Annotated in this window: 22 protein-coding genes; 9 read left to right on the forward strand and 13 right to left on the reverse strand. The window is 62.1% G+C overall.

The features are described from left to right. Positions 1-51: 51 nt before the first annotated feature. On the reverse strand, positions 52-852 hold the full coding sequence (locus tag AAZU54_RS06000) for a phosphatase PAP2 family protein (protein ID WP_186552864.1): 801 nt from the start codon (positions 850-852) through the stop codon (positions 52-54). A gap of 109 nt (positions 853-961) precedes the next feature. Between AAZU54_RS06000 and hslO the strand changes: the two genes are divergently transcribed. After that, entirely contained in the window at positions 962-1864 is a 903-nt protein-coding gene (gene hslO, locus AAZU54_RS06005) for an Hsp33 family molecular chaperone HslO (RefSeq protein ID WP_434726819.1), read from the forward strand. 179 nt (positions 1865-2043) lie between these two features. Continuing rightward, positions 2044-3585 carry a phosphoenolpyruvate carboxykinase gene (locus AAZU54_RS06010; RefSeq protein WP_434726820.1) on the forward strand — a complete coding sequence of 514 codons (1542 nt, stop codon included), beginning with the start codon at positions 2044-2046 and terminating at the stop codon, positions 3583-3585. 65 nt (positions 3586-3650) lie between these two features. Here AAZU54_RS06010 and AAZU54_RS06015 read toward each other — a convergent pair whose 3' ends face one another. After that, the gene (locus AAZU54_RS06015) at positions 3651-3923 is read right to left on the reverse strand and encodes a type II toxin-antitoxin system RelE/ParE family toxin (protein WP_186553222.1); all 273 of its coding nucleotides are present in this window, start codon (positions 3921-3923) and stop codon (positions 3651-3653) included. Then, the gene (locus AAZU54_RS06020) at positions 3923-4387 is read right to left on the reverse strand and encodes a hypothetical protein (protein ID WP_189661656.1); all 465 of its coding nucleotides are present in this window, start codon (positions 4385-4387) and stop codon (positions 3923-3925) included. Before AAZU54_RS06020 ends, AAZU54_RS06015 begins: the two co-directional genes overlap by 1 nt. Before the next feature lie 104 nt (positions 4388-4491). Here AAZU54_RS06020 and AAZU54_RS06025 point away from each other — a divergent pair, with 104 nt between their 5' ends. Continuing rightward, positions 4492-4926, forward strand: coding sequence for an acyl-CoA thioesterase (locus AAZU54_RS06025; protein ID WP_186552861.1), 435 nt, complete (start codon positions 4492-4494; stop codon positions 4924-4926). On the opposite strand, the gene AAZU54_RS06030 is transcribed toward AAZU54_RS06025, so the two are convergent. From AAZU54_RS06030 to fdhD, 5 genes are all read right to left on the reverse strand, one after another. Then, positions 4916-5569 carry a response regulator gene (locus AAZU54_RS06030; RefSeq protein ID WP_434726821.1) on the reverse strand — a complete coding sequence of 218 codons (654 nt, stop codon included), beginning with the start codon at positions 5567-5569 and terminating at the stop codon, positions 4916-4918. The two genes, AAZU54_RS06025 and AAZU54_RS06030, sit on opposite strands and share 11 nt — an antisense overlap. A 117-nt stretch (positions 5570-5686) precedes the next feature. Next, positions 5687-6499: a CheR family methyltransferase gene (locus AAZU54_RS06035; protein ID WP_186552859.1), complete on the reverse strand. Its 813-nt coding sequence runs from the start codon at positions 6497-6499 to the stop codon at positions 5687-5689. Positions 6500-6728: 229 nt separating this feature from the next. Continuing rightward, the gene (locus AAZU54_RS06040; RefSeq protein WP_186552858.1) at positions 6729-7214 is read right to left on the reverse strand and encodes a glycine zipper domain-containing protein; all 486 of its coding nucleotides are present in this window, start codon (positions 7212-7214) and stop codon (positions 6729-6731) included. Between the two features lie 255 nt (positions 7215-7469). Then, a complete protein-coding gene (locus AAZU54_RS06045; protein WP_405129003.1) occupies positions 7470-9809 on the reverse strand; it encodes an FdhF/YdeP family oxidoreductase in 2340 nt (779 codons plus the stop codon). A gap of 8 nt (positions 9810-9817) precedes the next feature. Beyond that, a complete protein-coding gene (gene fdhD, locus AAZU54_RS06050) occupies positions 9818-10645 on the reverse strand; it encodes a formate dehydrogenase accessory sulfurtransferase FdhD (RefSeq protein ID WP_434726822.1) in 828 nt (275 codons plus the stop codon). A 174-nt stretch (positions 10646-10819) separates the two neighbouring features. Here fdhD and lysM point away from each other — a divergent pair, with 174 nt between their 5' ends. Continuing rightward, on the forward strand, positions 10820-11260 hold the full coding sequence (gene lysM / locus AAZU54_RS06055; RefSeq protein ID WP_186552855.1) for a peptidoglycan-binding protein LysM: 441 nt from the start codon (positions 10820-10822) through the stop codon (positions 11258-11260). 176 nt (positions 11261-11436) lie between these two features. On the opposite strand, the gene yrfG is transcribed toward lysM, so the two are convergent. After that, a complete protein-coding gene (gene yrfG / locus AAZU54_RS06060) occupies positions 11437-12102 on the reverse strand; it encodes a GMP/IMP nucleotidase (protein WP_186552854.1) in 666 nt (221 codons plus the stop codon). A 64-nt stretch (positions 12103-12166) separates the two neighbouring features. On the opposite strand from yrfG, the gene nudE reads away from it, so the two are divergent. Next, positions 12167-12733: an ADP compounds hydrolase NudE gene (gene nudE, locus AAZU54_RS06065; RefSeq protein ID WP_186552853.1), complete on the forward strand. Its 567-nt coding sequence runs from the start codon at positions 12167-12169 to the stop codon at positions 12731-12733. Then, entirely contained in the window at positions 12730-13557 is an 828-nt protein-coding gene (gene cysQ / locus AAZU54_RS06070; RefSeq protein WP_186552852.1) for a 3'(2'),5'-bisphosphate nucleotidase CysQ, read from the forward strand. Before nudE ends, cysQ begins: the two co-directional genes overlap by 4 nt. Here cysQ and AAZU54_RS06075 read toward each other — a convergent pair. The 3 genes from AAZU54_RS06075 to AAZU54_RS06085 are packed head-to-tail and all read right to left on the reverse strand — an operon-like array spanning position 13546 to position 17221. Continuing rightward, positions 13546-14001: a YiiD C-terminal domain-containing protein gene (locus AAZU54_RS06075; protein ID WP_186552851.1), complete on the reverse strand. Its 456-nt coding sequence runs from the start codon at positions 13999-14001 to the stop codon at positions 13546-13548. The genes cysQ and AAZU54_RS06075 overlap by 12 nt on opposite strands. Beyond that, on the reverse strand, positions 13998-15410 hold the full coding sequence (locus tag AAZU54_RS06080) for a sigma-54-dependent transcriptional regulator (protein WP_405129005.1): 1413 nt from the start codon (positions 15408-15410) through the stop codon (positions 13998-14000). Before AAZU54_RS06080 ends, AAZU54_RS06075 begins: the two co-directional genes overlap by 4 nt. Further along, positions 15407-17221, reverse strand: coding sequence for a sensor histidine kinase (locus AAZU54_RS06085; RefSeq protein ID WP_434726823.1), 1815 nt, complete (start codon positions 17219-17221; stop codon positions 15407-15409). Before AAZU54_RS06085 ends, AAZU54_RS06080 begins: the two co-directional genes overlap by 4 nt. A gap of 170 nt (positions 17222-17391) precedes the next feature. Here AAZU54_RS06085 and AAZU54_RS06090 point away from each other — a divergent pair, with 170 nt between their 5' ends. Continuing rightward, entirely contained in the window at positions 17392-20292 is a 2901-nt protein-coding gene (locus tag AAZU54_RS06090; protein WP_434726824.1) for an aminotransferase, read from the forward strand. A gap of 175 nt (positions 20293-20467) precedes the next feature. Further along, the gene (gene aguA / locus AAZU54_RS06095) at positions 20468-21574 is read left to right on the forward strand and encodes an agmatine deiminase (protein WP_186552847.1); all 1107 of its coding nucleotides are present in this window, start codon (positions 20468-20470) and stop codon (positions 21572-21574) included. A 486-nt stretch (positions 21575-22060) separates the two neighbouring features. On the opposite strand, the gene AAZU54_RS06100 is transcribed toward aguA, so the two are convergent. Next, entirely contained in the window at positions 22061-24163 is a 2103-nt protein-coding gene (locus tag AAZU54_RS06100; protein WP_405129007.1) for a TonB-dependent receptor, read from the reverse strand. 437 nt (positions 24164-24600) lie between these two features. Between AAZU54_RS06100 and AAZU54_RS06105 the strand changes: the two genes are divergently transcribed. Further along, positions 24601-25920, forward strand: coding sequence for an OprD family porin (locus AAZU54_RS06105; RefSeq protein ID WP_186552845.1), 1320 nt, complete (start codon positions 24601-24603; stop codon positions 25918-25920). Positions 25921-25946 lie beyond the last annotated feature (26 nt).

The following is a 25946-nucleotide window of genomic DNA, read 5'->3' on the forward strand; positions in this document are numbered from 1 at the left end:
TTGTGGGAGCGGGCTTGCCCGCGAAGGGCCGCAAAGCGGCCCCACAATCGATCAGGCGCCGCGCACCACAGCCAACCTGCCGACCCACGGCAATCGCTCAACCACACCGAACAATGGCGCAGTCCAGCGCAGCAGCGCCGCGCTGCCTTTAGCCGCCAACGGCGTATAACAGCTCCAGCCCAACGCCAGCACCGCCATCAGCAATCCGCCGATGTAGTCGTCCTGCCCCCAATGCGCACCGGCCACCAGGCGCGGCAGCATGAACACGCCCGCCAGCCCCCAGATCACCAGTCGTTGCAGCAAACGGCGACTGAACAGGTTCATGAACAGCGCCCAGACCAGCAACACCGAGGCATGGTCACCGGGGAAACTCTTGCTGGAACGGTCTTTAAGCTCCCAATGAGCTTCAAGGTGTGGGTAGAAATCGCTCAGGCGTATGGCATCGCCAAACACCATCGATGGACTATCGTGTTGCCATCCCGATGCATCCACCCACTTGGAAAACAGCGCGCGAATCACCACTAAGAGGATAAGCGTGATCAAAAAGCCAAAAAATGCCTCGCGCACTTGGCTGGCCTTGAACACCCATTCGCCACGGATCAGCAGCGTCAGTAGGATCAGGCCGACGACGATGTCGAACGGTCGCAGGCTGCCGAGGGTCCAGATGTAACGCCAGGCGCTATTGTCAGCCAGCGGCCCATTGAGGCTGTGGAACAGCCACTCGTCGAAAGTCAGGCACAGGATCTGGCCAAATGGCCATAACCAGAAACACAGTAGAGCGATGGGCAGCAGCGTGCAGGCTGCCAAGGGTCCCCAGGACCACTTCGCTTGGAACAGTGGTCGATTGTCCATAAGATACCTCTATTACCAACAGGATATGGAGCGCCTCGTGAGCGCCCTGCATCGGGCCTTTTGTAAGGCCTGTAAACATTTTGACATCATTTTCAGATAGCCAGAACCTATGAGCGATTTTCCAGATACCGATTTCACCCAACGTTTCATCTTCGACGACCGCGACGTGCGCGGCGAAATGGTCGGGCTGGAGCGCAGCTATGCCGAGGTGCTGGCCAAGCATCCCTACCCACGGCCGGTCGCGCAGTTGCTTGGCGAGCTGATGGCCGCCGCTGCCCTGCTGGTCGGCACGCTCAAGTTCGATGGCTTGCTGATTCTTCAGGCGCGCTCCGAAGGGCCGGTGCCGCTGCTGATGATCGAATGCTCCAGCGAGCACGAGATCCGTGGCCTGGCGCGCTATGAGGCGAGCCAAATCGCAGATGATGCGACCCTGGCAGACTTGATGCCCGAAGGCGTGCTCGCCCTGACCATCGACCCGATCAACGGCCAGCGTTACCAGGGCATGGTCGACCTGCATGGCAAGGACCTGTCGGAGTGCTTCACCAATTACTTCGTCATGTCCCAGCAGATCAACACCTGCATTTCCCTTACCGCCGACGGCACTCGCGCCCGTGGCTTGCTGGTGCAGCAACTGCCGGCTGATCGCCACAAAGACAGCGACGAGCGTGACGAGAGCTGGAACCACGTCAAGGCCTTGGCCAACACCGTAAAAGCTGATGAGCTGCTGGGCCTGGACAACGAAACCGTGCTGCACCGTCTGTATCACGAAGACGCTGTGCGCCTGTTCGATATCCAGCGGCTACAGTTCCGTTGCAGCTGCTCTCGGGAACGTTCCGGCAATGCTCTGGTCAGTCTTGGCCAGGACGACGCCCAGCAGCTGGTGGCCGAACATGGCGGGCAGATCGAGGTGGATTGCCAGTTCTGCAATCAGCGTTATCTGTTCGACGCCGCCGATGTGGCGCAATTGTTTGCCGGTGGCGGCACAGGCGGGGCAGCAGAAACACGTCACTAAAACGTTTAATCGTAGTGAATTCTCCTGTCTAAATGCGATAAACCGCAGTTCTGACAGGAGGGGCCTACTTTTTTTGGGCGTTTCTGGCATAATCCGGCCACTTTTTTCGCTGTAGTAGTTTGAAACAGACAACTACAAAACGTTTGGAGCACTCGGCCTCGGGCCGGATGGGGTATCTCATGACGCAAGCCAACAACACCGTGTACACCGACCTGAGCGTCGATGAGCTGGTAAAAGAAGCGCTGTCCCGCGGTGAAGGCGTGCTGGCCGATACTGGCGCACTGGTCGTGGAAACCGGTCACCGTACCGGCCGTTCGCCAGCTGACCGTTTCATCGTCGACGAACCCAGCACCACTGCGGCAATTGCGTGGGGCCCGATCAACCGCAAGTTCCCGGCCGACAAGTTCGATGCCCTGTGGGCTCGCGTCGAGGCGTTCAACAACGCTCAGGAACACTTCGTTTCCCACGTTCACGTAGGGGCTGCCGAAGATCACTACCTGCCGGTCAAGATGACCACCCAGACTGCCTGGCAGAACTTGTTCGGCCGTTGCCTGTTCATCAACCCTGGCCAATACAACCCAGCGGGTCGTGATGAGTGGCAGGTGCTGAACGTGGCCAACTTCGAGTGCGTGCCTGAGCGTGACGGCACCAACTCCGACGGCTGCGTGATCATCAACTTCGCCCAGAAGAAGGTGCTGATCGCTGGCATGCGTTACGCCGGTGAAATGAAGAAAGCCATGTTCTCGGTGCAGAACTTCTTGCTGCCGGCCGCCGACGTGCTGCCGATGCACTGCGCTGCCAACATCGGCGAAGCAGGCGATGTCACCCTGTTCTTCGGTCTGTCCGGTACTGGCAAGACCACCCTGTCGGCCGACGAAAGCCGTTACCTGATCGGTGACGACGAGCACGGTTGGGGCGAAGGCGTTGTCTTCAACATCGAAGGCGGCTGCTACGCCAAGTGCATCGACCTGTCCGAGAAGAACGAGCCGGTCATCTGGAAAGCCATCAAGCACGGCGCCGTGCTGGAAAACGTCGTTATCGACGATGCCAAGCACGCCGACTACACCGATGTCAGCCTGACCCAGAACAGCCGCGCCGCCTACCCGCTGGAGCACGTTGCCAAGCGCTCCGAGCACAACCTGGGCGGCGAGCCGAATGCGGTCATCTTCCTGACCTGCGACCTGACCGGCGTACTGCCGCCAGTGTCGATCCTGAACAACGAGCAGGCGGCCTACCACTTCCTGTCCGGTTACACCGCGCTGGTCGGTTCGACCGAAATGGGTTCGGGCGGCGGCATCAAGTCGACCTTCTCCACCTGCTTCGGCGCACCGTTCTTCCCGCGTCCGGCTGGCGAATACGCTGAGCTGCTGATCAAGCGCATCAAGGGCTTCAACTCCAAGGTCTACCTGGTCAACACCGGCTGGACCGGCGGTGGCTACGGCGTTGGCAAGCGTTTCAGCATCCCGACCACCCGTGCAGTGATCGCAGCGATCCAGAGCGGCGCGTTGGTAGGTACCGAGACCGAGCACCTGGACATCATCAACCTGGACGTGCCTAAGGCTGTTCCAGGCGTCGAGACCAACCTGCTCAACCCACGCACCAACTGGGAAGACAAGGCGGCCTACGACGAAGCAGCTAAAGGCCTGGCCAAGCTGTTCATCGAGAACTTCAAGAAGTTCGAGGTTTCCGACGCCATCAAGGCGGCTGGCCCACAGCTGTAAGCTGTAGCTAGCTTGGAATGAAAAAGCCGCCCTTTGGGGCGGTTTTTTCGTTCATGGGACATGGTTTATGGCCACAGCCGTCGCGCATGAATGATGCGTAAGATCTCTACGCTGTCCTGCAAGATGCGGTAGACCATCACGTAGTTTGGCCGAATCACGATTTCCCGGGTGCCTGGATACCGACCTTGTTTATAAATGCGGGGGTTCTGGGCTGCTCTTCTTGCCTTGTCTCTGAAGTCTTCGTCTAACGCAATGGCGGCGTCAGGGTTATCGTCAGCGATGGCATCCATGATTCGCAAGCGGTCTTTCTGAGCGTTGGTGTGCCAAAGCAAATGCATCAACGGGTTTTACCCTTCAACGCGAGGCGGCGCGCGGCGAATTCTTTTTCTATTTGTTCATCATCCATCGCAGGGGTTGGGTCGTTCAGGCTTGCCTCGACTTGTTCGATAAACCAGGCGTCATATGCGGCGGCCTGATGTGCACGCTTCAGGGCCGATGCACGATCAGGTCGTTGATAGGTGCTCATTTGAAGTGGGTCGTAGGTCGAGCTATCCACCTGGAAGTGGTCGATGCCTAGTTCGTGCAGGTAGCTGACCAAGGTTTCAAGCTTCTTGAACAGCCGGGTGTTGCCGCTTCGTTGCGCCGTCAGGACATGTTCGTCATGGTTGATATTGACCTGTATGGCCCAGCCGCCAGGCTGCCCCACAATGTGGGTTCCATTGATACGTCCGGTTTCAGCCATGCGCCTAAGGTCGGCGTGATCGAGTTGATGGGTCGGCACGGGTGTATGTCTCGGTTTCATCGGGATGCACCATGCTATGCAATCTACAGTTGATTGCGACTATATGACTTCCTAACTCTTTGTGGGAAGCTTCTCTCTCATGTAACCAACATTTGTGGTATTCCATGACCGAATCTCCCCAGCGCACCGACTTCAGCCATTTCCACCCCATCCTCACCCGCCCGCAAGACAACGACCTCAACGGTCATATCGCCGGTGCCACGGTGCACGGCTTCTTCGAAACCGCGATCCAGGCATTTCTCGTCGAACAGGCCGAGCTTGACCTGCGCGAAGGTGCGCTGGCCGGCTTTGTGATCAGCTCGGCGGCAGAATTCTACGCATTGCCTGCCTTCCCCGACGTACTCGAAGTGGGCCTGGGCGTCACCCGCCTGGGTGGCAGCACAGTGGAGTACCGATTGGCGCTGTTCCGTCCCGGAGAGCCGGATGCCTGTGCGGCAGGTACGCTGGTGCAGGTATTCGTCGAACGCGCCTCTGGCGAGCCGGTGGCACTGCCAGAAACGCTTCAGATCATCCTCGCCGGCCTGCAGCTCAATCGTTGAGGCGGATGATGCCCTCGCGCACGGCAAACAGCACCAGGCCGGCGACGTCATGAATCTGTAGGCGATGCATGATCTGGGAGCGATGAGCTTCTACGGTCTTCACGCTCAGGCCCAGGCCTTCGGCTATCGAGCGGGTGGTTTCGCCACGGGCGATTAGTCGCAGGATTTCCAGCTGGCGGGTGGTTAGCGGTGCAGACAGGGTGGCAGTGCTCCGCTTGCGGCTATGTCTGAGGGCCTGGCCGATGACCATCGGCAAGACGCTCGAAGACAGGTACTGGCCGCCTTGGCGCAGGGTCAGCAGCGCCTGCTCCAACTCGGCCACCGTGGCGTTCTTGAGCAAAAAGCCGTGGGCGCCCAGCTGTAGGCAGCTCAACACATGCTCCAGTTCCGAGCGCGGCGAGAGCATCAGCACGCGGCTGGTGGGGGCGCGAATGAACAGTTCTTGCAGCGCCTGCTGGCCGTCCAACTCGCCACTCATGTCCAGTACGACCACGTGCGGCTTGAGCTTTTCGGCCAGGGCCACGGCGTTCATCGCATCGCCGGTATCGGCAACCACGGCATATTGTTTTTTCTGTTCGAGCAGGGCGCGCAGGCCTGCGCGGAACAGCGGCGAGTCATCGGCAAGCAGTATTCGACAAGGCATGGATCAGGGCCTGTTTCGCAAGAGAAGAGGGGCGGCATGCCTGCTCGATCCACAAGCGCCCAGCCGCACGGGGCGCGTTCAGTCCCTGTCTGCCGATCACTGCGGCAGTGCTGCTCATCATAGGCGCGCGAACACCGAGGGCAGTAGTGGCCGCAAGGGTAGGTCGAGGTCGTGGATGCTTTCGCTGTGGCCGATCATCAACAGACCGCCTGGGGTCAGATGCTCGACCACACGCTGCAGCACGTCGAGCTTGTACCGGGGGGCAAAGCTTGAGAGCAGGTTGCGCAGCAAGATCACATCGAAGCGGCCCAGGTGCGTGGGAAACGGCTCGATCAAGTTGATCGTCTCGAACATCACCTGCGCGCGTAAAGCTGGGGCGATGCGCAGGCGTCCGGCCATTTCGCCGACACCGCACAGGCAATGCCGGCTCAGCCAGCCTTCGGGAAAATAGCGCGCCTGGCTGACGTCATAGATGCCCGCGCGCGCCTGCTCCAGCAAGGCTGCGTCGCGATCACTGGCAAGCACCTGCCAGCCAGCGCCAGGGTGCTGCTCGGCGGCCACCATGGCCAGGCTCCAGGCTTCTTCGCCGCTCGCGCAGGCGGCGCTCCACAGCCGGGGCGGGTGAGCGAGCTCGGCCAGCCAATGGTTGAGGAACTCGAAGTGTCGGTGCTCACGGAAGAAATAACTGTCGCAGGGCACCAGCAGGCTCAGCAAGTGCCTGTATTCGCTATCGTCCTGAGCGTTGCCTAGCAGCGCCAGGTAGGCGTCGAAGTCGGACAGTTGATGCAGCTTCAGGCGCTTGTGCAGGCGCGCCGCGACCACCGCGCGACGGTCATCGGCCAAGTGCACGCCGCTGGCCTGTTCGACCAGTAGACGGATCTGTTGGTAGTTGGCTTGATCAAGCAGTGGCGGGCGGGAGCGGCTGGGCATGGCTCAGCTGGCCCAGGTCGTGATCTGACCTATGGTATCGACGATGATCGTGCGCATTCCCCGCGTCCTGTGCGTAATTATTCAATAAGGGATGATAGCTAGTGGCACCTTGCCTCCATATCGGGGCCACCCTTAATCCTGTTGTGCGCGGGACAAATGAAAAGGCCCCGCCGATAGGGGCGGGGCCTTAGGTGCCTGGCTTAGGGTTGCACGCCTGAGCCGTCAGGCATCAGTGACGCCAGTGGCGTTTGTGCTTGTTCTTGCGATGGCCGTAGTGGTGGCCGCGGTCGTAGTGACGACGGTCGTCGTCGTAGCCACGGCGGTAGCGGCGTTCATGGCGCTCGTCTTCATCGGCCTTGTTGCCCATGTAGTTACCCAGGGCGCCACCTGCACCGCCGCCAGCGGCTGCACCGATGTAGCTACCGTTGGTGCCGCCGACGCTGCGGCCGAGTACGTTACCGCCAGCCGCGCCCAGGGCGCCGCCGATTGCTGCTTCGCCGCGCTGGCGTTTGTCGGCACCGACCGCACTACCGGCCGCACCGCCCAGGCCTGCGCCGATGGCGCCACCGGTGCTGCCACCGATTTGCTGGCCGACCACTGAGCCGAGTACCCCACCCAGTGCGCCGCCAATACCGGCTTCGGTGGTGCCGCCCGCCATGGCAACGCCGCTGAGCAGGCCAAGAGACAACAACAGAATCGAGGAGTACTTCTTCATCAAGAGAGCCTCATAGGGATGACGAGGGCGAATTTGAGGCTCGGCAGGGCGTCTGGCAATCGAAATCCGACGAGTAACACGAGTTGTACACAATTCTCTAAGTTACTGTTTTTTCGGTGAAACTTTCTCGATTTTCGGCGGTCATAGTTTACTTGAGACAAAGCCCTGGCCATTGCGGACAGGGCTTTTTTTTGGCTTTTTCGCAGGTTTGAGGGCAGGTCCGCTTCGGGTGGATGTTCTGACCCTATCGCGGTCTTAGATGATGCGCCCGCTATCGCCAGCACGCTCAAGCTTGATGGCGACGAATTTCGAGGTCGGTGTATGGCTACCGTCGCCGATGCTCTCCAGCGGCACCAGCGGGTTCACTTCTGGATAGTAAGCCGCTGCCTGGCCTGCCGGGATGTCATAGGCCAACAGCGTGAAGCCCTGCACCCGACGTTCAAGCCCATCGTCCCACAGCGAGACGATATCCACCTTCTGCCCCGGCGCAAAGCCAAGGCGAATGATGTCGGCCTCATTGACGAACAGCACATCGCGCTGCGCTTTAACGCCGCGATAGCGATCGTCCAAGCCATAGATGGTGGTGTTGTACTGATCATGCGAGCGCATCGATTGCATGATCAGGTCTGGTAGCTGGCCGCTGGCGCGCACGCGTGGGTCGAGCAAGCTGTCGGGCAACAGGTTGGCCTTGAAGTTGGCTCGCTTGGTCGCGGTTTGCCATTGGCGGCTGCCAGCGCTGTTGCCCAGGTAGAAACCACCAGGATGGCGCAGGCGTTGGTTGAAATCGGCAAAGCCTGGAATGGTGTCGGCGATCAGCTCGCGAATGCGGTCGTAGTCGGCTACCAACCAGTTCCAGTCGACCGGCTGCTTGCCCAGCGTGGCGGCAGCGATACCGGCGACCACCGAAGGCTCCGAGCGCATCTGTTTTGACAGTGGGTGCAGCTGGCCATTGGAGGCATGCACCATGCTGAACGAATCTTCCACCGTCACCGCTTGCGGGCCTTCGGCTTGCAGGTCGATATCGGTACGCCCCAGGCATGGCAGGATCAGTGCCTGCTTGCCATGGACCAAATGGCTGCGGTTGAGCTTGGTGCTGATGTGCACGGTCAGCTCGCAATTGCGCAGGGCGCGAGCCGTACGCTCGCTGTCCGGGGTGGCTTGGGCGAAGTTACCGCCCAGGCCGATGAAGACCTTGGCTCGACCTTCGAGCATGGCGTGGATCGCCTCGACCGTGTTGTGGCCGTTGTGGCGCGGCACGGCGAAGTCGAAGCGCTTTTGCAGGGCATCGAGCAGCAATGCCGGTGGCCGCTCGTTGATGCCCATGGTGCGGTCGCCCTGCACGTTGCTGTGGCCACGCACCGGGCACAAACCTGCACCTGGCAGGCCAATGTTGCCGCGCAGCAGCATCAGGTTGACGATTTCCTGGATGGTCGGCACCGAGTGACGGTGCTGGGTGATGCCCATCGCCCAGCACATGATCACCCGCTTGCCTTTGCAGTACATGCGCGCCGCTTGTTCGATCTCGGCCAAGGTCAGGCCAGATTGGGCCTGCAATTGCTCCCAGGGGGTGGCATCGACCACGGCCAGGTATTCATTGATGCCGTGGCCATGTTCAGCGATGAACACATGATCGAAAATCGCTGGTTCACCCTTGGCCTGGGCCTCGCGCTCCCACTGCAAGAGGAACTTGGCCATGCCGCGCAGCAGCGCCATGTCGCCACCCAGGGCTGGGCGGAAATAGGCGGTGTTGGTCGGCCGGTCGCTGTTGGTGAGCATCTCCAGCGGGTTCTGCGGGTGCTGGAAGCGCTCCAGGCCACGTTCCTTGAGCGGGTTGACGCAAACCACCTGGGCACCGCGCTTTACCGCATCGCGCAGCGGATCGAGCATCCGCGGGTGGTTGGTACCCGGGTTCTGGCCCCAGACGAAGATCGCGTCGGCGTGCTCGAAATCATCGAACGTCACCGTGCCTTTGCCGACCCCGACGCTCTGGCCCAAGGCGACCCCACTGGCCTCGTGACACATGTTCGAGCAGTCAGGGAAGTTGTTGGTGCCATAGGCGCGGACGAACAGCTGATAGAGGAACGCCGCCTCATTGCTGGCCCGGCCGGAGGTGTAGAACTCGGCTTGGTCGGGGGTGGCCAGGTTGTTCAGATGGCGGGCGATCAAGGCGAACGCGCTGTCCCAGTCGATCGGCTGGTAGCGGTCGCTGGCTGGGTCATAGACCATCGGCTCGGTGAGCCTGCCCTGGTACTCCAGCCAGTAGTCGCTCTGCTCGAGCAACGAAGTGACGCTATGCCGGGCGAAGAACGCCGCATCGACGCGGCGCTTTGTGGCTTCCCAGTTGACTGCCTTGGCGCCGTTCTCGCAGAACTTGACCATGCCGCTTTCCGGCGAGTCGCCCCAGGCGCAGCCCGGGCAGTCGAAGCCGCCGTTCTGGTTGGTCTTGAGCAGCGCGCGGATGTTCTTCAGCGCGTTGTCGCTGGCGACCCAGGCCTTGGCCACGCTGCGCAAGGCGCCCCAGCCTCCGGCGGCGCCGTGGTAGGGCTTGTAGCGGGGAGTGATTTGTTCTTGTGGGAGTTGCTGATGCGAGGTCACGTCTACGACTACTCCGCCACAGGGCTGAACACCCGTGGTGCACTGTGTTTAGGCAGGTGAATAAGATTGAGGTTGTGCTTGCGCGCCCATTGCAGGGCAAGACCGGTGGGCGCCGACAGGCTGACCAGGGTTTGAATGCCCGCGCGCAGGACCTTCTGGATCAACTCCAGGCTGCAGCGGCTGGTAACGATGGCCAGGCCGCCGCGGGTATCGATCTGCTGGCGCAGCAGGGCGCCGATCAGCTTGTCCAGGGCGTTGTGCCGGCCGATATCCTCACGGCCCATCAACAGCTCGCCGTTGCTGTCCATGTACAGCGCGGCGTGCACCGCGCCGCAGTGTTGGCCCAGCGGCTGGAATTGGTCGATGCGTTGCCGCAGGTCCTTCAGCCAATGGGCGGGTGGCAGCGGTGCCCCAGGCAGTTTGTCGAGCTCTGGCAGCGCCTGCTCCAAGGCTTCGACACCGCACAGGCCGCAGCCGCTGGTGCCGGCCAACTGGCGGCGCTGGTTCTTCAGGTTCCAGAAGGCGCGGCTGGAGATCTCCAGGTCGGCATACAACGCCGAGCCTGAGCCTGAGAACTTCATGTCATAGATTTCCGCCGTGCCCTCGACGATCCCGCTGCCGACGCTAAAGCCGACCGCGAAGTCTTCCATATCGGTAGGGCTGACCAGCATCACGGCCTGATTGAGGCCGTTATAGGCGATGGCCAAGGCGACTTCCTCGGCGAGCGGCGTGCTGGCGCGCGCGTCATCGCTAAGCTGGAGATAGTCGTAGGTATTGCTGGCGGCAGGCTGGGACAAAGGCGTGGACGCCGAGCAGACCGGAGGTTTGCTGTTCATCAGGGCGGATCACTGGCAGCTTTTTACCAGCACAAGCCTAGGCCCGTGGGCTGGCGCCGTCTAATCGCTAGGGTCTATGCCTTGATAGAGCGCGTCGATGGGCCGCAGCAGGGCGAGGTTGGCAAACCTGGCCTAGACTCGTGCTTCCGAGGATTCATCAACAAGGAGCGCGTCATGAGCCTGTTCAGTTTCGTCAAGGAAGCCGGCGAGAAGTTGATCGACCTGCTGACCCCTGGCAATGCAAATGCCGAAGAGCAACTCAAAGAGCATGTAAGCAAGGTCGGCCTGGGTAATCCGAACATCACCGCCACTGTAGAGGGCGACAAGATCATTCTCAAGGGCGAGGTGGCCAGCCAGGAGGAGAAAGAAAAGATCATTCTCGCAGCGGGCAACATCAGTGGTGTGGCCAGCGTCGATGACCAGATCACCGTAACCGGGCCGATTGCCCAGGCGGCGAAGTTCGTCACGGTCGAGAAGGGCGACACCCTGAGCGCTATTTCCAAACGGGTGTATGGCGACCCGAACAAGTACCAGAAGATCTTCGAAGCCAACAAGCCGTTGCTGTCGCATCCGGACAAGATTTATCCGGGGCAGGTGCTGCGGATTCCGGATTGAAGGCTATTCATCAATTGATTTAACCCCTTCGCGGGGCCCAGCAGTTCTGTAGGAGCGGGTTTACCCGCGAAGAGGCCAGTGCGATCAAGCGCTATGTACGGGCAAGGGCTGCGCCCTTGTTCGCGGGCAAGCCCGCTCCCACAGGATCCTGTTCAATCCATGAAAGTCTGTTTCGCTTACTCGATCCCCACCAGCAACTCCCGATAATCCTCAACCGCCGCGAACTCCTGGGTATCACGCGGCGCTGCCTTGCTGTCCGGCTGGCGCACCGCTAGCAGGTGCCTCACGCCAAAGCGCTGCGCGCTACGCAGGATCGCCAGGGTGTCGTCGATAAAGAGGCTGCGCGCAGGCTCAAAGCCGATATCCGCCTGCAATGCGTCCCAGAACTGTGGGCTCTCCTTGGGATAGCCATAATCATGCGAGCTGATCAGCCGCTCGAAATACGGCGCCAGCTCGACGCGCTCCAGCTTCAGCGACAGCGAATCGCGATGGGCATTGGTGATCATCACCACCCGCTTGCCCGCCTTGCGCAGGCCGGCCAGGAAGGTGTCGGCGTCCGGTCGCAGGGCGATCAGTTCAGCGATTTCCTGCTTCAATTGGCGAATCGGTAACTTCAGCTCGCGGCTCCAGAAGTCCAGGCAGTACCAGTTGAGCGTACCGGCATTACGCTCGAACAGCGGCTGTAGCTCCATTTCCGCCATTGCCCGGCTCACGCCATGCAGCTCGGCGTAGCGCTGGGGCAGGTGCTGCAGCCAGAATTGATTGTCGTAATGCAGGTCGAGCAGGGTGCCATCCATGTCCAGCAGGACGGTATCGATATCGGACCATTGAATTTGCGGCATGGGAAACTCTCGATCAGTCGGCAAGCCACGGTATAGTAACCCGTTCACGCCAAGGAGCCGCCCCATGCGCCAGAAACCCACCGTCCTCAGCCGAGAAATCGTCGCCAGTAGCCGCCTGTTCCGGGTCGAAGCGGTACAGCTGCGCTTCTCCAACGGCACCGAGCGGACCTACGAACGGCTGGTCGGGCGGGGGAATGGCTACGGCGCGGTGATGATCGTGGCGATGCTCGATGCCGAGCATGCGGTGCTGGTCGAAGAATACTGCGGCGGCACCGACGAGTATGAGCTGTCGCTGCCCAAAGGCCTGATCGAACCGGGCGAGGATGTGCTGGCCGCAGCCAACCGTGAGCTCAAGGAAGAAGCCGGTTTCGGCGCACGCCAGCTGGAACATCTGACCGAGTTGTCGCTCTCGCCCGGCTACATGAGCCAAAAGATCCAGGTGGTGTTGGCCACCGACCTCTATGAAGAACGCCTGGAAGGCGATGAGCCTGAGCCGATGCGGGTCGACAAGGTCAACTTGCGCGAGCTGTCGGCCTTGGCCATGCATCCGCAATTCACTGAAGGTCGAGCCTTGGCAGCGCTGTACCTGGTGCGTGACATGCTGACTCAACGCGGGCTGCTCAGCGCATGAACGACCAACAGCTGATGCACGAAGTGGTGAAGCTCGCCCTGGTTGCCGGCGAGGCGATCTTGCCGTACTGGCGCGCAGACGTGGCGGTCACCGCCAAAGCCGACGATTCACCGGTCACCGCAGCTGACTTGGCCGCTCACCGGGTCATCGCCGACGGTCTGCAAGCGTTGGCGCCTGAGATCCCGGTGCTGTCCGAGGAAGATTGTGAGATCTCCCTGGCCGAGCGGCAAAGCTGGAGCCGCTGGTGGCTGGTCGATCCGTTGGATGGCACCAAGGAATTCATCGCCGGCAGTGAAGAGTTCACCGTCAACATCGCCCTGATCGACAACGGTGAAGTGGTGTTCGGTGTGGTGGCGATGCCGACCAATGGCCGCTGCTACTTCGGCGGTCGTGAGCTGGGCGCCTGGCGCGTTGATCGAGGCGCTCACGCCGAACGGATCCGGGTGCGCAACACGCCGCCAGCCGATGGCCAGTTCACCGTGGTCGCCAGCCGCCGCCATTCCAGCCCTCAGCAGGAAGCCTTGCTTGCCGGCCTGAGTGGTGCCTTGGGCGAGTTGGCACTGGCCAATATCGGCAGCTCGCTGAAGTTCTGCCTGCTGGCCGAAGGCGCCGCCGATTGCTATCCGCGCCTGGCACCGACCTCGCAGTGGGACACCGCGGCCGCCCAGGGCGTGCTGGAAGGAGCAGGCGGCGAGGTGATCGGCCTGGACGCCCAGCCGTTTCGCTATCCACCGCGTGAATCGTTGCTCAATCCGTTCTTCCTCGCCCTGCCCAGCGCCGCGCAGTGGCGCCAGGCGTTGATCCAGCTCGCCTCAGCGATGTAGCACGTACTGCCCGCTGAAGTTGACCGCGGGCTCGTCGCTGCCACTGTTGCTCACCACCGTTGCCAGCGTCAGGCGGGCGCGGCCACGGCGCTGGTACATCGTCACGAAACGCTGCCAGGTGCTGTCGTCCGGCGCCTGGCAGCGGGCGACCGCCGCGCCGGTGACCGGCAGTGGATAACTGATCTGCCCCTCCTGAATGACGATATGCCCATCGTCGATGCCGGCCTCGCGCAAGCGCAGGTGTAGCCAGCCCCAGCCCACCAGCACCGCCGCGCAGTACAGGCTGCCGCCAAACATGGTGCTCTTGTGGTTGACGTTGGCTTCCAGCGGCAGTTGCAGCTGCAAGCAGTGGTCTTGCCAGCTGAGCACTTGCAGGCCCATTTCGCGGGTCAGCGGGATGTCGCTGTGCAACACCCCTTGCAGGTATTGGCTGTCGCTGCTCATGGGCGGTTGTCCTCGTGGTCGTCAGGCCCGCTGCCATTGCTGTCGGCAAAGCTCAGGCCGTGCTTGCGCAGTTTGTCGTGCAGGGTTTTACGGGGGATGCCCAGCGCTTCGGCGAGGCTGCGCATGGAGCTGTGTGGCTGGGTCAGCTCAGCGGCGATCAGCGAGCGCTCGAACTGCTCGACCTGTTCGCTGAGGTTGCCGCTGAGCACGGGCGCAGCCACCTGCGGGGCAGCCGCCACCTGACCATCGAGCGCCAGCTCCAGGCCCAAGGCGAAACGTTCGGCGGCGTTTTGCAGCTCACGCACGTTGCCTGGCCAGTCGTGACGCAGCAGCACCGCGCGTTGCGCCGGTTGCAGGGTGTGCGGCGGCAGGCCGTGGCGCTGGCTGGCGGCATCGGCGAAATGCTGGAACAGCACCAGAATGTCGTCGCCGCGCTCGCGCAGGGCCGGGATGCGCAGCGGGGCGACATTCAGGCGGTAGTACAAGTCGGCGCGAAAACGCCCTTGATCGGCAGCCTGGCGCAGGTCTTCCTTGGTCGCGGCGATGATGCGGATATCCAGCGGGATCAGCTGATTGCCACCCAGGCGCTCGACCACCCGCTCCTGCAACAGGCGCAGCAGCTTGACCTGCACGTCCAGGCTCATGCTCTCGATCTCGTCGAGGAACAAGGTGCCGCCGTTGGCGAATTCGAACTTGCCGATGCGGCGCTTCTGCGCGCCAGTGAAGGCGCCGGGCTCATGGCCGAACAGCTCGCTCTCGACCACCGATTCGGCCAGGGCGCCGGCGTTGATCGCCACGAACGGGCCGTCACGGCGGCTGGACAGGTCGTGCAGGGCACGGGCCACCACCTCTTTGCCGGCGCCGGTTTCGCCGAGGATCAGCACGTCGGCGCGGGTCGCGGCCAGGGCACCGATCTGCTCGCGCAGACGCTGCATGGCCGGCGACTGGCCGACCAGGCGGGTGGACAGCTCGTGGCGGTCGCTCAAGGCCAGGCGCAGGCTGCGGTTGTCCAGCACCAGCCGGCGCAGGGCCAGGGCGCGGCGCACGCTGTCGAGCAGGGCGTCGCTGGCGAAGGGTTTTTCCAGGAAGTCATAGGCCCCCGCGCGCATCGCCTGCACCGCCAGCGGCACGTCGCCGTGACCGGTGATCAGCAACACCGGCAACTCGTGGTCACGCCCGCGCAGGTGTTCCAGCAGTTGCAGGCCATCGATGCCGGGCATGCGGATATCGCTGACCACCACGCCGGGCCAGTCCGCCTCGATGCGTTCGGCCAGGCCTTGGGCGTCGGCCAGGGTCACCACCTTGAGCCCAGCCAGGTCCAGCGTCTGGCCCAGCGCCTGGCGCAGGTGCGGGTCGTCGTCGACCAGGATCACCTGGGTACGGCTGTCGATCAATGTCTCGGACATCATGCCGAGGGGTCCTCCGAAGTGGGCAAGGTCGCGCCGGGCTTGGCGACGCGCATCTGCAATGTGAGCAGGGCGCCACCTTCCGGGTGGTTGCCGAGCAGCAGTTCGCCGCCCAGGGTGCGCATCAGGCTTTCGCAGATGGCCAGCCCCAGGCCCAAGCCCTGGGTACGGGTCTTGGTGGTGAAGAACGGCTCTTTGGCGTGCTCCAGGGCTTGGCGGGTAAAGCCAGGGCCATTGTCGCGAATGTACAGGTAGACGTACTCATCGCGCCGCTCGGCACTCAGCCACAGCCGGCGCGGGTTGGCTTTTTCGGTGAGCGCGTCGAGGGCGTTGGCCAGCAGGTTGCCGAGCACCTGGCGCAGGCGGGTTTCGCCGGCCTGGACCCACAACGGCGCATCGGGCAAGTCGCGGATCAGTTCCACCGCCATCGCTCTGCGACGCTTGGCCAGCAGGGCCAGGGCGTCATCCAGGGCTGGCTGCAAGGCCACGCTCTCGGGGGCATGGCGATCGCGGCGGGCGAAGGCGCGTAGGTGGGCGATGATCGAGGCCATGCGTCCGGTCAGCTCGCCGATCAGCTTGAGGTTGCCGCGAGCATCCTCGGTGCGCTCGTGGTCAAGCAGGATCTCCGCGTTTTCGGCATAGCTGCGGATCGCCGCCAGCGGCTGGTTGAGCTCGTGACTGATGCTTGCCGACATGGTGCCGAGCACCGACAGCTTGCCCGCCTGGACCAGTTCGTCCTGGGCGCGCACCAGCTCCTGCTGGGCATTTTCGCGTTCCAGCACGGCGCTCTTGAGCCGGGTATTGAGCCCTTCAAGGTCGGCCGTACGCTCGGCCACGCGCTTTTCCAATTGCTGGCGGCCCCGGGCTTCGAAGTCGATGCGGTCGATGTAGTGGCGCCGCCGCTGCATCACCAGGCCCGTCAGCAGAATCAGTACCAACAACGCGCCGCCACCGATGGCCATGACCGTCTGCACCGAGCGATCGATGAGGATGTGAGGCGCGAGGATGCTCACCTGCCAACCGGTTTCCTTGATGTCGCGGGTCTGGATCAGCCAGGCATCCGGGTTGAGGTTCAGCGGCTGTGGGGCCTGGGTCGGATAAGGCTGGATGGCGAGCATGGCGGCCCGTTCGGCTTCGGTCAGGGTGCGGGTGGCACGGAAGCGCCAGTCGGGGCGCGAGGTCAGTACCACCACGCCGTTCTGGTCGGTCAGCAACAGTTGTTCGGGGGTGCGCCCCCACAGCGTTTCGGTGTGGTCCAGGTCGACTTTCACCACCAGCACGCCGATCACCTTGTCGCGATCATGCACGGCGGCTGCGAAGAAGTAGCCACGCTTGGCCGAGGTCGTGCCCTGGCCGAAGAAGCGCCCCAGGCGGCCCTCCATCGCTTCGATGAAGTACGGACGGAAGGCGAAATTACGCCCCAGGAAGCTGTCGTGCTTGTCCCAGTTGGAGGCGGCCAGGGTGTTGCCGCTGACGTCCATCAGGTACATCACCTCGGCGCCGGTCTGCTGGGTGATGCCCTTGAGCAGGCGGTTGGCGTTGGTCACCGCCTCCAGCTTGAACGGATCGGCCAGCACCTGGCGCAGCGCCGGCAGGTCGCCGAGGATCTGCGGCAAGGTCTCGTAGCGGTGCAGGGTGCCTAGCAGGTTGGCCACGTAGAGGTCGAGGGTCTGACGATTCTGCGAGGCCAGTTCGTCCTGGTAGTAGCGCTCGGCCAGGTGATGCAGCGGCCAGAGCAGCGGTGCCAGGCACACGGCAAGTATCGCCAGGCTGCGCCAGCGGGGGCGTCGAGGTGGGGTGGAAATCTGCATCATCGCCAGTCATGCCAGAAGAGTCTGCGGCAATTATGCGCTACTTGGGGCCTTCCTTGGGCGCTCGCGGATTGTGCGGGTTCAGGTGCTCCGTCGTCTTTACGCACACGCCTCTTGAATATCGCCCGCAGCAGTGGCGATATAAGCGACAAAAAAACCGAGGTCACTTGCACATGCCCCTCAGCACCCTGATTCAACGTTCCAGCCAGCCCAGTCCTTCGCTGAGCGAAGCCCAGGCGCATGCCTTGCTGAGGGCGCACTACGACCTTGAGGGCAGCCTGCAATCATTGGGTAGCCAGCAGGACCTGAATTTCCGTGTCGACAGCGGTCACGCGCGCTACGTGCTCAAGGTGTGCCATGGCAGCTATGCCGAGGTCGAGTTGCAGGCCCAGCATGCCGCCCTGGCCTACCTGGGTGAGCAGGGCTTGCCGGTGCCGGTGGTGCGTCCCGCGCGCAATGGTTCAGCCTTGCTGGCGCTGGACAGCGAAGGCCAACCGCTGCGCGTGCGCCTGCTCGACTACATCGAAGGCCAGCCGTTGACCCGCCTCAAGCACCTGCCAGCCAGGCTGATGGCCGAGCTCGGCGCACTCTGTGCCCGGGTCGACCAGGCCCTGGCCCACTTCGACCATCCGGGGCTTGAGCGCACCTTGCAGTGGGACCCGCGCCATGCCCAGGCACTGATCGCGCATCTGCTGCCAGTATTGCGTGATGAAACCCGCCGCGAGCAGGTCGCACGGGTGGCGAGTGAAGCCGGGCAAACCTTGGCAACCCTGGTCGATCAACTGCCGACCCAGGCCGTGCATCTGGATATCACCGACGACAACGTGGTCTGGAGCCGCGACGTTCAGCGCCAATGGCAGCTGCAAGGGGTGATCGATTTCGGCGACCTGCTGCGTACCTGGCGCATTGCCGATCTATCGGTGACCTGTGCAGCGTTGCTACACCATGCCGAGGGCGATCCGCTGCGCATCCTGCCAGCGGTCAGCGCTTATCAGGCGGTCAATCCGCTCAGTGATGCAGAGTTGCGTGCCCTCTGGCCTCTGGTACGGATGCGCGCCGCGGTGTTGGTGCTGAGCAGTGAACAGCAGTTGGCGGTCGATCCGGACAACCAGTACACCCGCGACAACATCGCCCATGAATGGCAAATCTTCGACACCGCCAATGCTGTGCCCGCGGCGCTGATGGAAGCGGCGATTGTGCAAGCCGCTGGTCGCCAGTTGCCGCCCGTGCAGCTATCTGGCTGCGCGCCTTTGCTGCCGGAGTTGGCAGGTCAGGCGGTGACCAAGGTCGATCTTGGCGTGCTCAGCCCGCATTGCGAGGCGGGTAACTGGGAGCAGGCCGGCTTTGACCAGGCCGTACTGGCCGCGCAGCTCGGCGCTGCATGCAGCCTGCATGGCCAGTATCGCTTGTCGCAGACCCATATCGATCGGCCGGACGAGCCCGCCACCTGCGCACTCGGCGTGGAGTTGAAAGTGCCAGCTGGCAGTGTGGTGCAAGCCCCGCAGGACGGCATCTGGCAGCGCACTGGCGAGGGTCGTGGACGCTTGCGCACGGCCGATTGGAGTCTGTGGCTCAAGGGCCTGGAAGACACCCCGGCCGATGGTCAGGCTGTGACCCAGGGGCAGACGCTGGGTACGGCTTGTGGCTTTTTGAGTGTGCAGCTGTGTCGCGACCATGCGCTGCAGCCGCCGTTCTTCGCCAAGCCGTCCGCAGCCGCCGCCTGGTTGGCCCTGTGCCCGTCGCCGCAGCCTTTGCTCGGCTTTGCCTGCGATGCCGAGCCATTGCCCGACGCCCAAGCGCTGCTGGCCCGTCGCGACGCCAGCTTTGCTCGCTCGCAGAAGCACTACTATGCCCAGCCGCCGCATATCGAGCGGGGCTGGCGCAACTACCTGATCGACATGCATGGCCGCTCGTACCTGGACATGCTCAATAACGTGGCGGTGCTCGGCCATGGTCACCCACGCATGGCCGCAGAGTCGGCGCGCCAGTGGTCGCTGCTCAATACCAACTCGCGCTTTCACTACGCGGCCATCGCCGAGTTCTCCGAGCGCCTGCTGGCCATGGCGCCACCTGGCTTTGACCGGGTGTTTCTGGTCAACAGCGGCACCGAGGCCAACGACCTGGCAATTCGCCTGGCCTGGGCCTACAGCGGCGGGCGCGACCTGCTCAGCGTGCTGGAGGCCTATCACGGCTGGTCGGTGGCCACCGATGCTATTTCCACCTCCATCGCCGATAACCCGCAAGCGCTGGAAACCCGGCCGGATTGGGTCCACCCGGTCGAGGCGCCGAACACCTTCCGTGGCCGTTATCGCGGGCCGGACAGCGCTGGCGACTACCTGCGTGACGTCGACGCCAAACTTGCCGACCTCGACGCGCGCGGGCGCCAGCTGGCCGGCATGATCTGCGAGCCGGTGTACGGCAACGCCGGGGGTATTTCGCTGCCGGCAGGCTATCTGCGCGATGCCTACGCCAAGGTGCGCGCCCGGGGCGGGGTGTGCATCGCCGATGAGGTACAGGTCGGCTACGGCCGCTTGGGCGAGTACTTCTGGGGTTTCGAGGAGCAGGGCGTGGTCCCGGACATCATCACCATGGCCAAGGGCATGGGCAACGGCCAGCCGCTGGGCGCGGTGATCACTCGCCGTGAAATCGCCGAGGCGCTGGAAGCCGAGGGCTACTTCTTCTCCTCCGCAGGCGGCAGCCCCGTCAGTTGCCGGATCGGCCTGGCAGTGCTGGACGTGATGCACGACGAGGGCCTGTGGCAGAACACCCGTGAGGTCGGCGCCTACTTCAAGGCGCGTCTGCAGGCTTTGGTCGATAAACATCCGCTGGCCGGCGCCGCCCATGGTTCGGGTTTCTACCTGGGGTTGGAACTGGTACGCGATAGCGACACCCTGGAACCGGCCAGTGAAGAGACCATGACCCTGTGCAATCGCCTGCGCGATCTGGGCATCTTCATGCAGCCAACCGGCGATTACTTGAACATCCTCAAGATCAAGCCGCCGATGTGCACCACGCGGGCCAGTGTGGATTACTTCGTCGATTGCGTGGATAGGATCTTGGCTGAAGGTCTCTAACAGCGGGCGAATGGCTCGATCAAATCGATTCATATCGATTTGATCGAGCTTTTTATATCTAAACGGTCTCTTTGATCGCTTTTAAAGCCGATATTTATCGGATATAAATGCGGGTCATTGACCCTCGGGCCGCAGCGCGACCCAGACCCTCCGACAGTTTTTCCAGAGGTTACTGATGAAAACCCTCAATTCGACCCCGCGTGCCGACGGCTTCCACATGCCAGCCGAATGGGCGCCGCAGACCCAGGTCTGGATGGTCTGGCCGGAGCGCCCTGACAACTGGCGCCTGGGCGGCAAGCCAGCACAGGCTGCGCATGTCACCCTGGCCAAGGCCATTGCCCGCTTCGAGCCGGTGACCGTCGGCGTTTCCGCCGGCCAATACGAGAACGCTCGGCGCCAGCTCGACGTGCCGAACATACGTGTGGTGGAAATCAGCAACGACGATGCCTGGGTGCGCGACACCGGCCCAACCTTCGTCATCAATGACCACGGCGAAGTGCGCGGTGTGGATTGGGGCTTCAACGCCTGGGGCGGCTTCGACGGCGGCCTCTACGCGCCGTGGAACCGCGATGAAGAGCTGGCCGCCAAGGTGCTGGAAATGGAGCGCTGCCAGCGCTATCAGACCGAAGGTTTCGTGCTCGAAGGCGGCTCGATCCACGTCGACGGTGAAGGCACCCTGATCACCACCGAGGAATGCCTGCTCAATCGCAACCGCAATCCACACCTGGACCGCGAGCAGATCGAGCAGATCCTGCGCGAGCAGTTGGCGGTCGATACCATCGTCTGGCTGCCAGATGGCTTGTACAACGATGAGACTGACGGCCACGTCGACAACTTCTGCTGTTACGTCGCCCCAGGTGAAGTGTTACTGGCCTGGACCGATGATTCCAACGACCCCAACTACGCCCGCTGCCACGCGGCCTTCGAGGTGCTGAAAAACACCCGTGATGCCAAAGGGCGCGAGTTCGTGGTGCACAAGATGCCCATTCCTGGACCACTGTTCGCGACGCAAGAAGAGTGCGCCGGGGTCGATCAGGTCGCCGGCAGCCAGGAGCGTGATCCATCGGTGCGCCTGGCTGGCTCCTATGTGAACTTCCTGATCGTCAATGGCGGGATCATCGCGCCGAGCTTCGACGATCCGGCAGATGCTGAAGCTAGAGCGATTCTGGCCAAGGTCTTCCCTAATCATGAAGTGGTGATGATCCCGGGTCGTGAGTTGCTCCTGGGCGGTGGCAATATCCACTGCCTGACCCAGCAGCAACCGGCGCCGATCAAGCGCTAACCTCCTGGCAAATGAAAAGGCCCGTCTCGATGACGGGCCTTTTTGTTGGTGCGACGGCTGGCGCCGGGAATGGCATACGTTTTGTATTGTTTTCCATGGTGTTTCAAACAGATAGGACTACTCCGATCTGTAACAAAACCCACGTAAGTTAGCCGCTCACGGGCCCAGGGAGTTTGTGTAGAGATGAATGCAGCAAGTGAGTCGGCTTTGCCCCCATCGGCAGTGAATCACGAATCGCTCAAAATATTGACGCAGTGGTTGAGACACCATGGAAGCAAACGGGTCAGGACGACCGACCCGCGACGTCTGCTGGATGGGCGCTATCCGCAAGGCTTGATCAGTGAAGCAGAGCTTGAGGCTCTGATGGCTGTCTGGCATTGACCGGGTAGTACTTACGGATGAATGAAAAACGCCACCGCGATCATGCGGTGGCGTTTTTGTTTGTGGGTGTCAGTGCCGGCCGAGGGCGGTACGCACCCTGCAAATCTAGAAATTGTACGTACCGGTCACCACCAGGCTGCGCGGATCGCCCACCTGAATCTGCGCCGCACTGGTCGCCGAGGCGTAGTAGGTCTTGTCGGCAATATTGTTCAACGCCGCGCGCACATCCCAGTCGCGTGTACGGAACCCTGCCAGTGCATCCCAGCGGCCATAGCCCGGCAACACCGTGGTGTTCTGGTTATCGGCATAACGCTCGCCCACCAGGGTCAGGCCGGTTTCTGCGTACCAGCCCAACTCTGGCTTCCAGGTGATGAACAGGCTGCCGTTACGCTTGGCCACGTCATTGATCCGATTGCCCTCCTGGCCGTTGTTGTCCTCGACGATGATCGCGTCCTGGATACCGATCCCGCCGCGCACGTACCAGTTGCCAACGATATTGCCGGTGGCGGTCAGCTCGATACCACGCGACCGTTGCAGGCCGCTCAGTTGAATCAGCTCTGGGTTGTTCGCGTCGCGGGTGCGGCGGTTGTACAGCTCCAGTTCATAGACGGCGAGGGTGGTGGTCAGGCGGTCATCCAGCCAGTCGCTCTTGACGCCGATTTCCTTCTGCCGGCTGAGCTCTGGCCCGGTGTCGTTGGCATTTCCAGGCGCACCTGGGGTGATGCCGATCAGCCCGCCGCCAACCGGCGAGAAGGTCTTGCTCCAGGACGCATAGAACGAATGGTCTTGCCATGGCGAATACACCACGCCCAGACGGGGGCTGGTGGTGTTGCTGTCCTGTTTTTCGCTCAGGTTGCGAATCTGGTTGGTCGTCTCCACCTCGAACTGATCGAAGCGCACGCCAGCGAGGATCTGCCACTGATCGTTCAGGCGGATCTGGTCCTGCAAGTACAGGCCGCGGCTGTCGACCACGCTGTGGTTGTTGCTCGACACCACCATGCGGCCGTTGTGTTGCAGGTTACGGTCGGGGTTGTTCAGGTCCAGGCTCGGAACCAGGGTGCCGCCGTCCTTAGGCTTTGCGGCGGTGTACAGCAAAGGATCGCGGCGCTGATGACCGAACTCAAGGCCCACCAGCAGCTTGTGCTCCAGGCTCCAGGTGGCGAAGTTGCCTTCGGCTTCGAGGTTGTTGAACAGGTTGCGGGTCTTCAGGTCCTGCTGCCAACGCTGGCGAGTGACGGTGTTGTTGCTGGCGTTGTAGGCGGTCACGTAGGTGTTGTCGAAATCACTGTCGAGCTGGAACAGGCTCAGGGTATGGCGCAGCTGCCAGGCGTCGCTGAGCTGGTAGTTCAGGCGCGAGCGCAGCGACTGGCTCTTGTCGTCGATGAAATCGCGCTGGGTGTCGCCATAGGTGGTGTCGCGGCCAACGTCGGCCGGGCGTCCATTGACACCCGGGATGCCGCGGTCAGGTGTGCGGTTGAAGCGGCTGTACTCGTACTGCACCAGCCAGTTGAGATCTTCGCTCAGCTGCCAGCTCATGGAGGGGGCGAACAGCTGGCGGCTGCCGTCGATACCGTCGCGGAAACTGTTGTTGTCCTGGTTGCCCAGGTTCAGGCGCAGGCTGATGTTATCGCTAGGGTCGGCGCTGAGGTCGGCGTACAGGCTGCGCAGGTCCTCGCTGCCGCCTTGGACCTCAATGCTCGAGCGGCGGCCATGTTCTGGCACCTTGCTCACCCGGTTGACGATACCGCCCTGGCTGCCCCGGCCATACAGCACTGCCGCTGGACCCTTGAGCACATCGACCCGCTCGATGTTGTGCAGGTCGCGAATGTACTGGCTGTCGTCGCGCACGCCATCGAGATAGAAGTCGTTGCTGCTATCGAAGCCGCGGATTCGCACGCTGTCGAAGCGCGTGTCGGCGCTGCTGCTGACGTTGGGGATGCCTTCGAGTGCCTTGCCCAGCGAACTGCTGCCGTAGTCCAGCACATTTTGCGTCTTGAGGGTGTCGATCGCCTGCGGCACGTAACGCACCGGGGTCGAGGTGCGGGTCGCGGTGCTCACCTCTTTGACTCGGGGGTTATCACGCTCGCGTTCACTGTCGGCGGTGACCGACAACTCGGGCAGGGTAGTGGTAGCAGCATGGGCAACGCCTGCGCTGCACAGCAGCGACAGGCCGAGGGTTACAGGAGAAAGGCGGCAGGCAGCACGCATGGGAACATCCGCAAAGGCAGTAATTGGAAAAAGGGTGCGGATGATAATGCGTGCTATTTACTCGTGCTTGGGTATTTGTAAAGACTCGTCTTTACATATGTATCAGTTTGTAAGTGCCAGACCACAGTCAGGATGTCAGCACAAGAGACAGATTGCCCCAGGCAATGACAGATATGCATTGAAATGCACCAGACCTAAGCGTGATTTTGGTTATATCGACCTGCATTTCACGATTTTTTGACATCCTCAAGCGCAGGCGGATAGGATTCGGCCAACGCCTGCCGGCCATGACTTGGCCATGCAACTGCACAAGGCCCGCCAAGCAAGTATCGGTGGGGCCTTCCAGTTGGATCCGCATAGCGTCGAACCTACGAAGGGGCGTTGGTTCCTGGCGTCAAAATGCAGAGCGTTTTTGATTAAGAAATAAGGAAAATAACATGTTGAAAACCAGGATCAGCCTGGTCGCGTTGGCGATGATCGCCGCGACCCAGGCTCAGGCCAACGAGCAGGCCGAAAGCAAGGGCTTCATTGAAGACAGCCACGCAAACGTTCTCCTGCGTAACGCTTTCATCAATCGTGACAAGAAACACGGCACCAACGATCAGTCCCAATGGGGCCAAGCGTTCATCGCCAACTTCTCCTCCGGCTTCACCCAAGGCACCGTCGGTGTAGGCGTTGACGCCTTCGGCCTGTACGCCGTGCGTCTGGACGGTGGTAAAGGTCGCAACCAGGGTGGCGGCGTCGACTTCTTCAAGCGCTCCGACCCCACCTTCGATGGCGAGAAAACCAACGCGCCGCACAACCTGGCCCGCGCTGGCGCGGCCGTGAAGTTCCGCATCTCCAACACTGTGCTCAAGTACGGTGACCAGATGCCAGCCCTGCCGGTTCTGCAATACGACGATGCCCGTCTGCTGCCAGAAAGCTTCACCGGTACCCTGATCACCTCCAAGGAGATCGAAGGCCTGGAGCTGAACGCCGGTCGCTTCACCCAGGAAGCGCGCAAGAGCGCCGAGCGCCGTGACGGCGGCGGCCTCAAGTCGATCAACGTGCTCGGTGGTAGCTACAAAGTTACCGACAACTTCACCGCTTCGCTGTACACCGCAGACAACGAAGACGTGATGAAGAAGCACTACCTGGGCTTGAACTACGTCTTCCCGATTGCCGCTGACCAGTCGCTGACCCTGGACTTCAACGGCTACAAGTCGGACATCGACAACAAGTACGTGCGCGCCGCCAAGCTCAATGGCGACTCCAACACCATCTGGAGCCTGGCTGCTACCTACGCCTACGGTCCGCACTCGTTCACCCTGGCGCACCAGCGCAGCACCGGCAGCACCGGCTACAACTACGGCTGGTACCAGAACGATGGCGGCGTGGGTGACGGTGGTTCGACCATCTACCTGGCCAACTCCTACTGGTCTGACTTCAACGCTGAAGACGAGCGTTCCTGGCAGCTGGGCTATGGCCTGGACTTCGGCGCCTTCGGCGTACCGGGCCTGACCTACAAGGTTGCCTACGTTGTTGGTGACAACATCAACACCCGTAAAGTCGGTGCCCCACAAGGCTACGGCGAGGGTAAAGAGCGCGAGATCTTCAACCAGCTCCGTTACGTCGTTCAAGACGGCCCGGCCAAGGACCTGTCGATCAAGCTGCGTAGCTCGTTCGTGCGTACCAACAACGCCGTTCAGCAAAACGGCTACAACGACGACGGCAACGAAGTCCGCGTATTCGTCGAGTACCCGATCAGCATCTTCTGATCCTGACTTGGCGTCTCAAACAGCCC

Source organism: Pseudomonas sp. Je.1.5.c (assembly GCF_051129895.1).
Lineage (GTDB): Bacteria > Pseudomonadota > Gammaproteobacteria > Pseudomonadales > Pseudomonadaceae > Aquipseudomonas > Aquipseudomonas urmiensis.

What these genes read in the sequence shown, in the direction of transcription:
- AAZU54_RS06000 (WP_186552864.1), bottom strand. Translation starts at nt 852, where the DNA reads ATGGACAATCGACCACTGTTCCAAGCGAAGTGGTCCTGGGGACCCTTG.
- hslO (WP_434726819.1), top strand. Translation starts at nt 962, where the DNA reads ATGAGCGATTTTCCAGATACCGATTTCACCCAACGTTTCATCTTCGAC.
- AAZU54_RS06010 (WP_434726820.1), top strand. Translation starts at nt 2,044, where the DNA reads ATGACGCAAGCCAACAACACCGTGTACACCGACCTGAGCGTCGATGAG.
- AAZU54_RS06015 (WP_186553222.1), bottom strand. Translation starts at nt 3,923, where the DNA reads ATGCATTTGCTTTGGCACACCAACGCTCAGAAAGACCGCTTGCGAATC.
- AAZU54_RS06020 (WP_189661656.1), bottom strand. Translation starts at nt 4,387, where the DNA reads ATGAAACCGAGACATACACCCGTGCCGACCCATCAACTCGATCACGCC.
- AAZU54_RS06025 (WP_186552861.1), top strand. Translation starts at nt 4,492, where the DNA reads ATGACCGAATCTCCCCAGCGCACCGACTTCAGCCATTTCCACCCCATC.
- AAZU54_RS06030 (WP_434726821.1), bottom strand. Translation starts at nt 5,569, where the DNA reads ATGCCTTGTCGAATACTGCTTGCCGATGACTCGCCGCTGTTCCGCGCA.
- AAZU54_RS06035 (WP_186552859.1), bottom strand. Translation starts at nt 6,499, where the DNA reads ATGCCCAGCCGCTCCCGCCCGCCACTGCTTGATCAAGCCAACTACCAA.
- AAZU54_RS06040 (WP_186552858.1), bottom strand. Translation starts at nt 7,214, where the DNA reads ATGAAGAAGTACTCCTCGATTCTGTTGTTGTCTCTTGGCCTGCTCAGC.
- fdhD (WP_434726822.1), bottom strand. Translation starts at nt 10,645, where the DNA reads ATGAACAGCAAACCTCCGGTCTGCTCGGCGTCCACGCCTTTGTCCCAG.
- lysM (WP_186552855.1), top strand. Translation starts at nt 10,820, where the DNA reads ATGAGCCTGTTCAGTTTCGTCAAGGAAGCCGGCGAGAAGTTGATCGAC.
- yrfG (WP_186552854.1), bottom strand. Translation starts at nt 12,102, where the DNA reads ATGCCGCAAATTCAATGGTCCGATATCGATACCGTCCTGCTGGACATG.
- nudE (WP_186552853.1), top strand. Translation starts at nt 12,167, where the DNA reads ATGCGCCAGAAACCCACCGTCCTCAGCCGAGAAATCGTCGCCAGTAGC.
- cysQ (WP_186552852.1), top strand. Translation starts at nt 12,730, where the DNA reads ATGAACGACCAACAGCTGATGCACGAAGTGGTGAAGCTCGCCCTGGTT.
- AAZU54_RS06075 (WP_186552851.1), bottom strand. Translation starts at nt 14,001, where the DNA reads ATGAGCAGCGACAGCCAATACCTGCAAGGGGTGTTGCACAGCGACATC.
- AAZU54_RS06080 (WP_405129005.1), bottom strand. Translation starts at nt 15,410, where the DNA reads ATGATGTCCGAGACATTGATCGACAGCCGTACCCAGGTGATCCTGGTC.
- AAZU54_RS06085 (WP_434726823.1), bottom strand. Translation starts at nt 17,221, where the DNA reads ATGATGCAGATTTCCACCCCACCTCGACGCCCCCGCTGGCGCAGCCTG.
- AAZU54_RS06090 (WP_434726824.1), top strand. Translation starts at nt 17,392, where the DNA reads ATGCCCCTCAGCACCCTGATTCAACGTTCCAGCCAGCCCAGTCCTTCG.
- aguA (WP_186552847.1), top strand. Translation starts at nt 20,468, where the DNA reads ATGAAAACCCTCAATTCGACCCCGCGTGCCGACGGCTTCCACATGCCA.
- AAZU54_RS06100 (WP_405129007.1), bottom strand. Translation starts at nt 24,163, where the DNA reads ATGCGTGCTGCCTGCCGCCTTTCTCCTGTAACCCTCGGCCTGTCGCTG.
- AAZU54_RS06105 (WP_186552845.1), top strand. Translation starts at nt 24,601, where the DNA reads ATGTTGAAAACCAGGATCAGCCTGGTCGCGTTGGCGATGATCGCCGCG.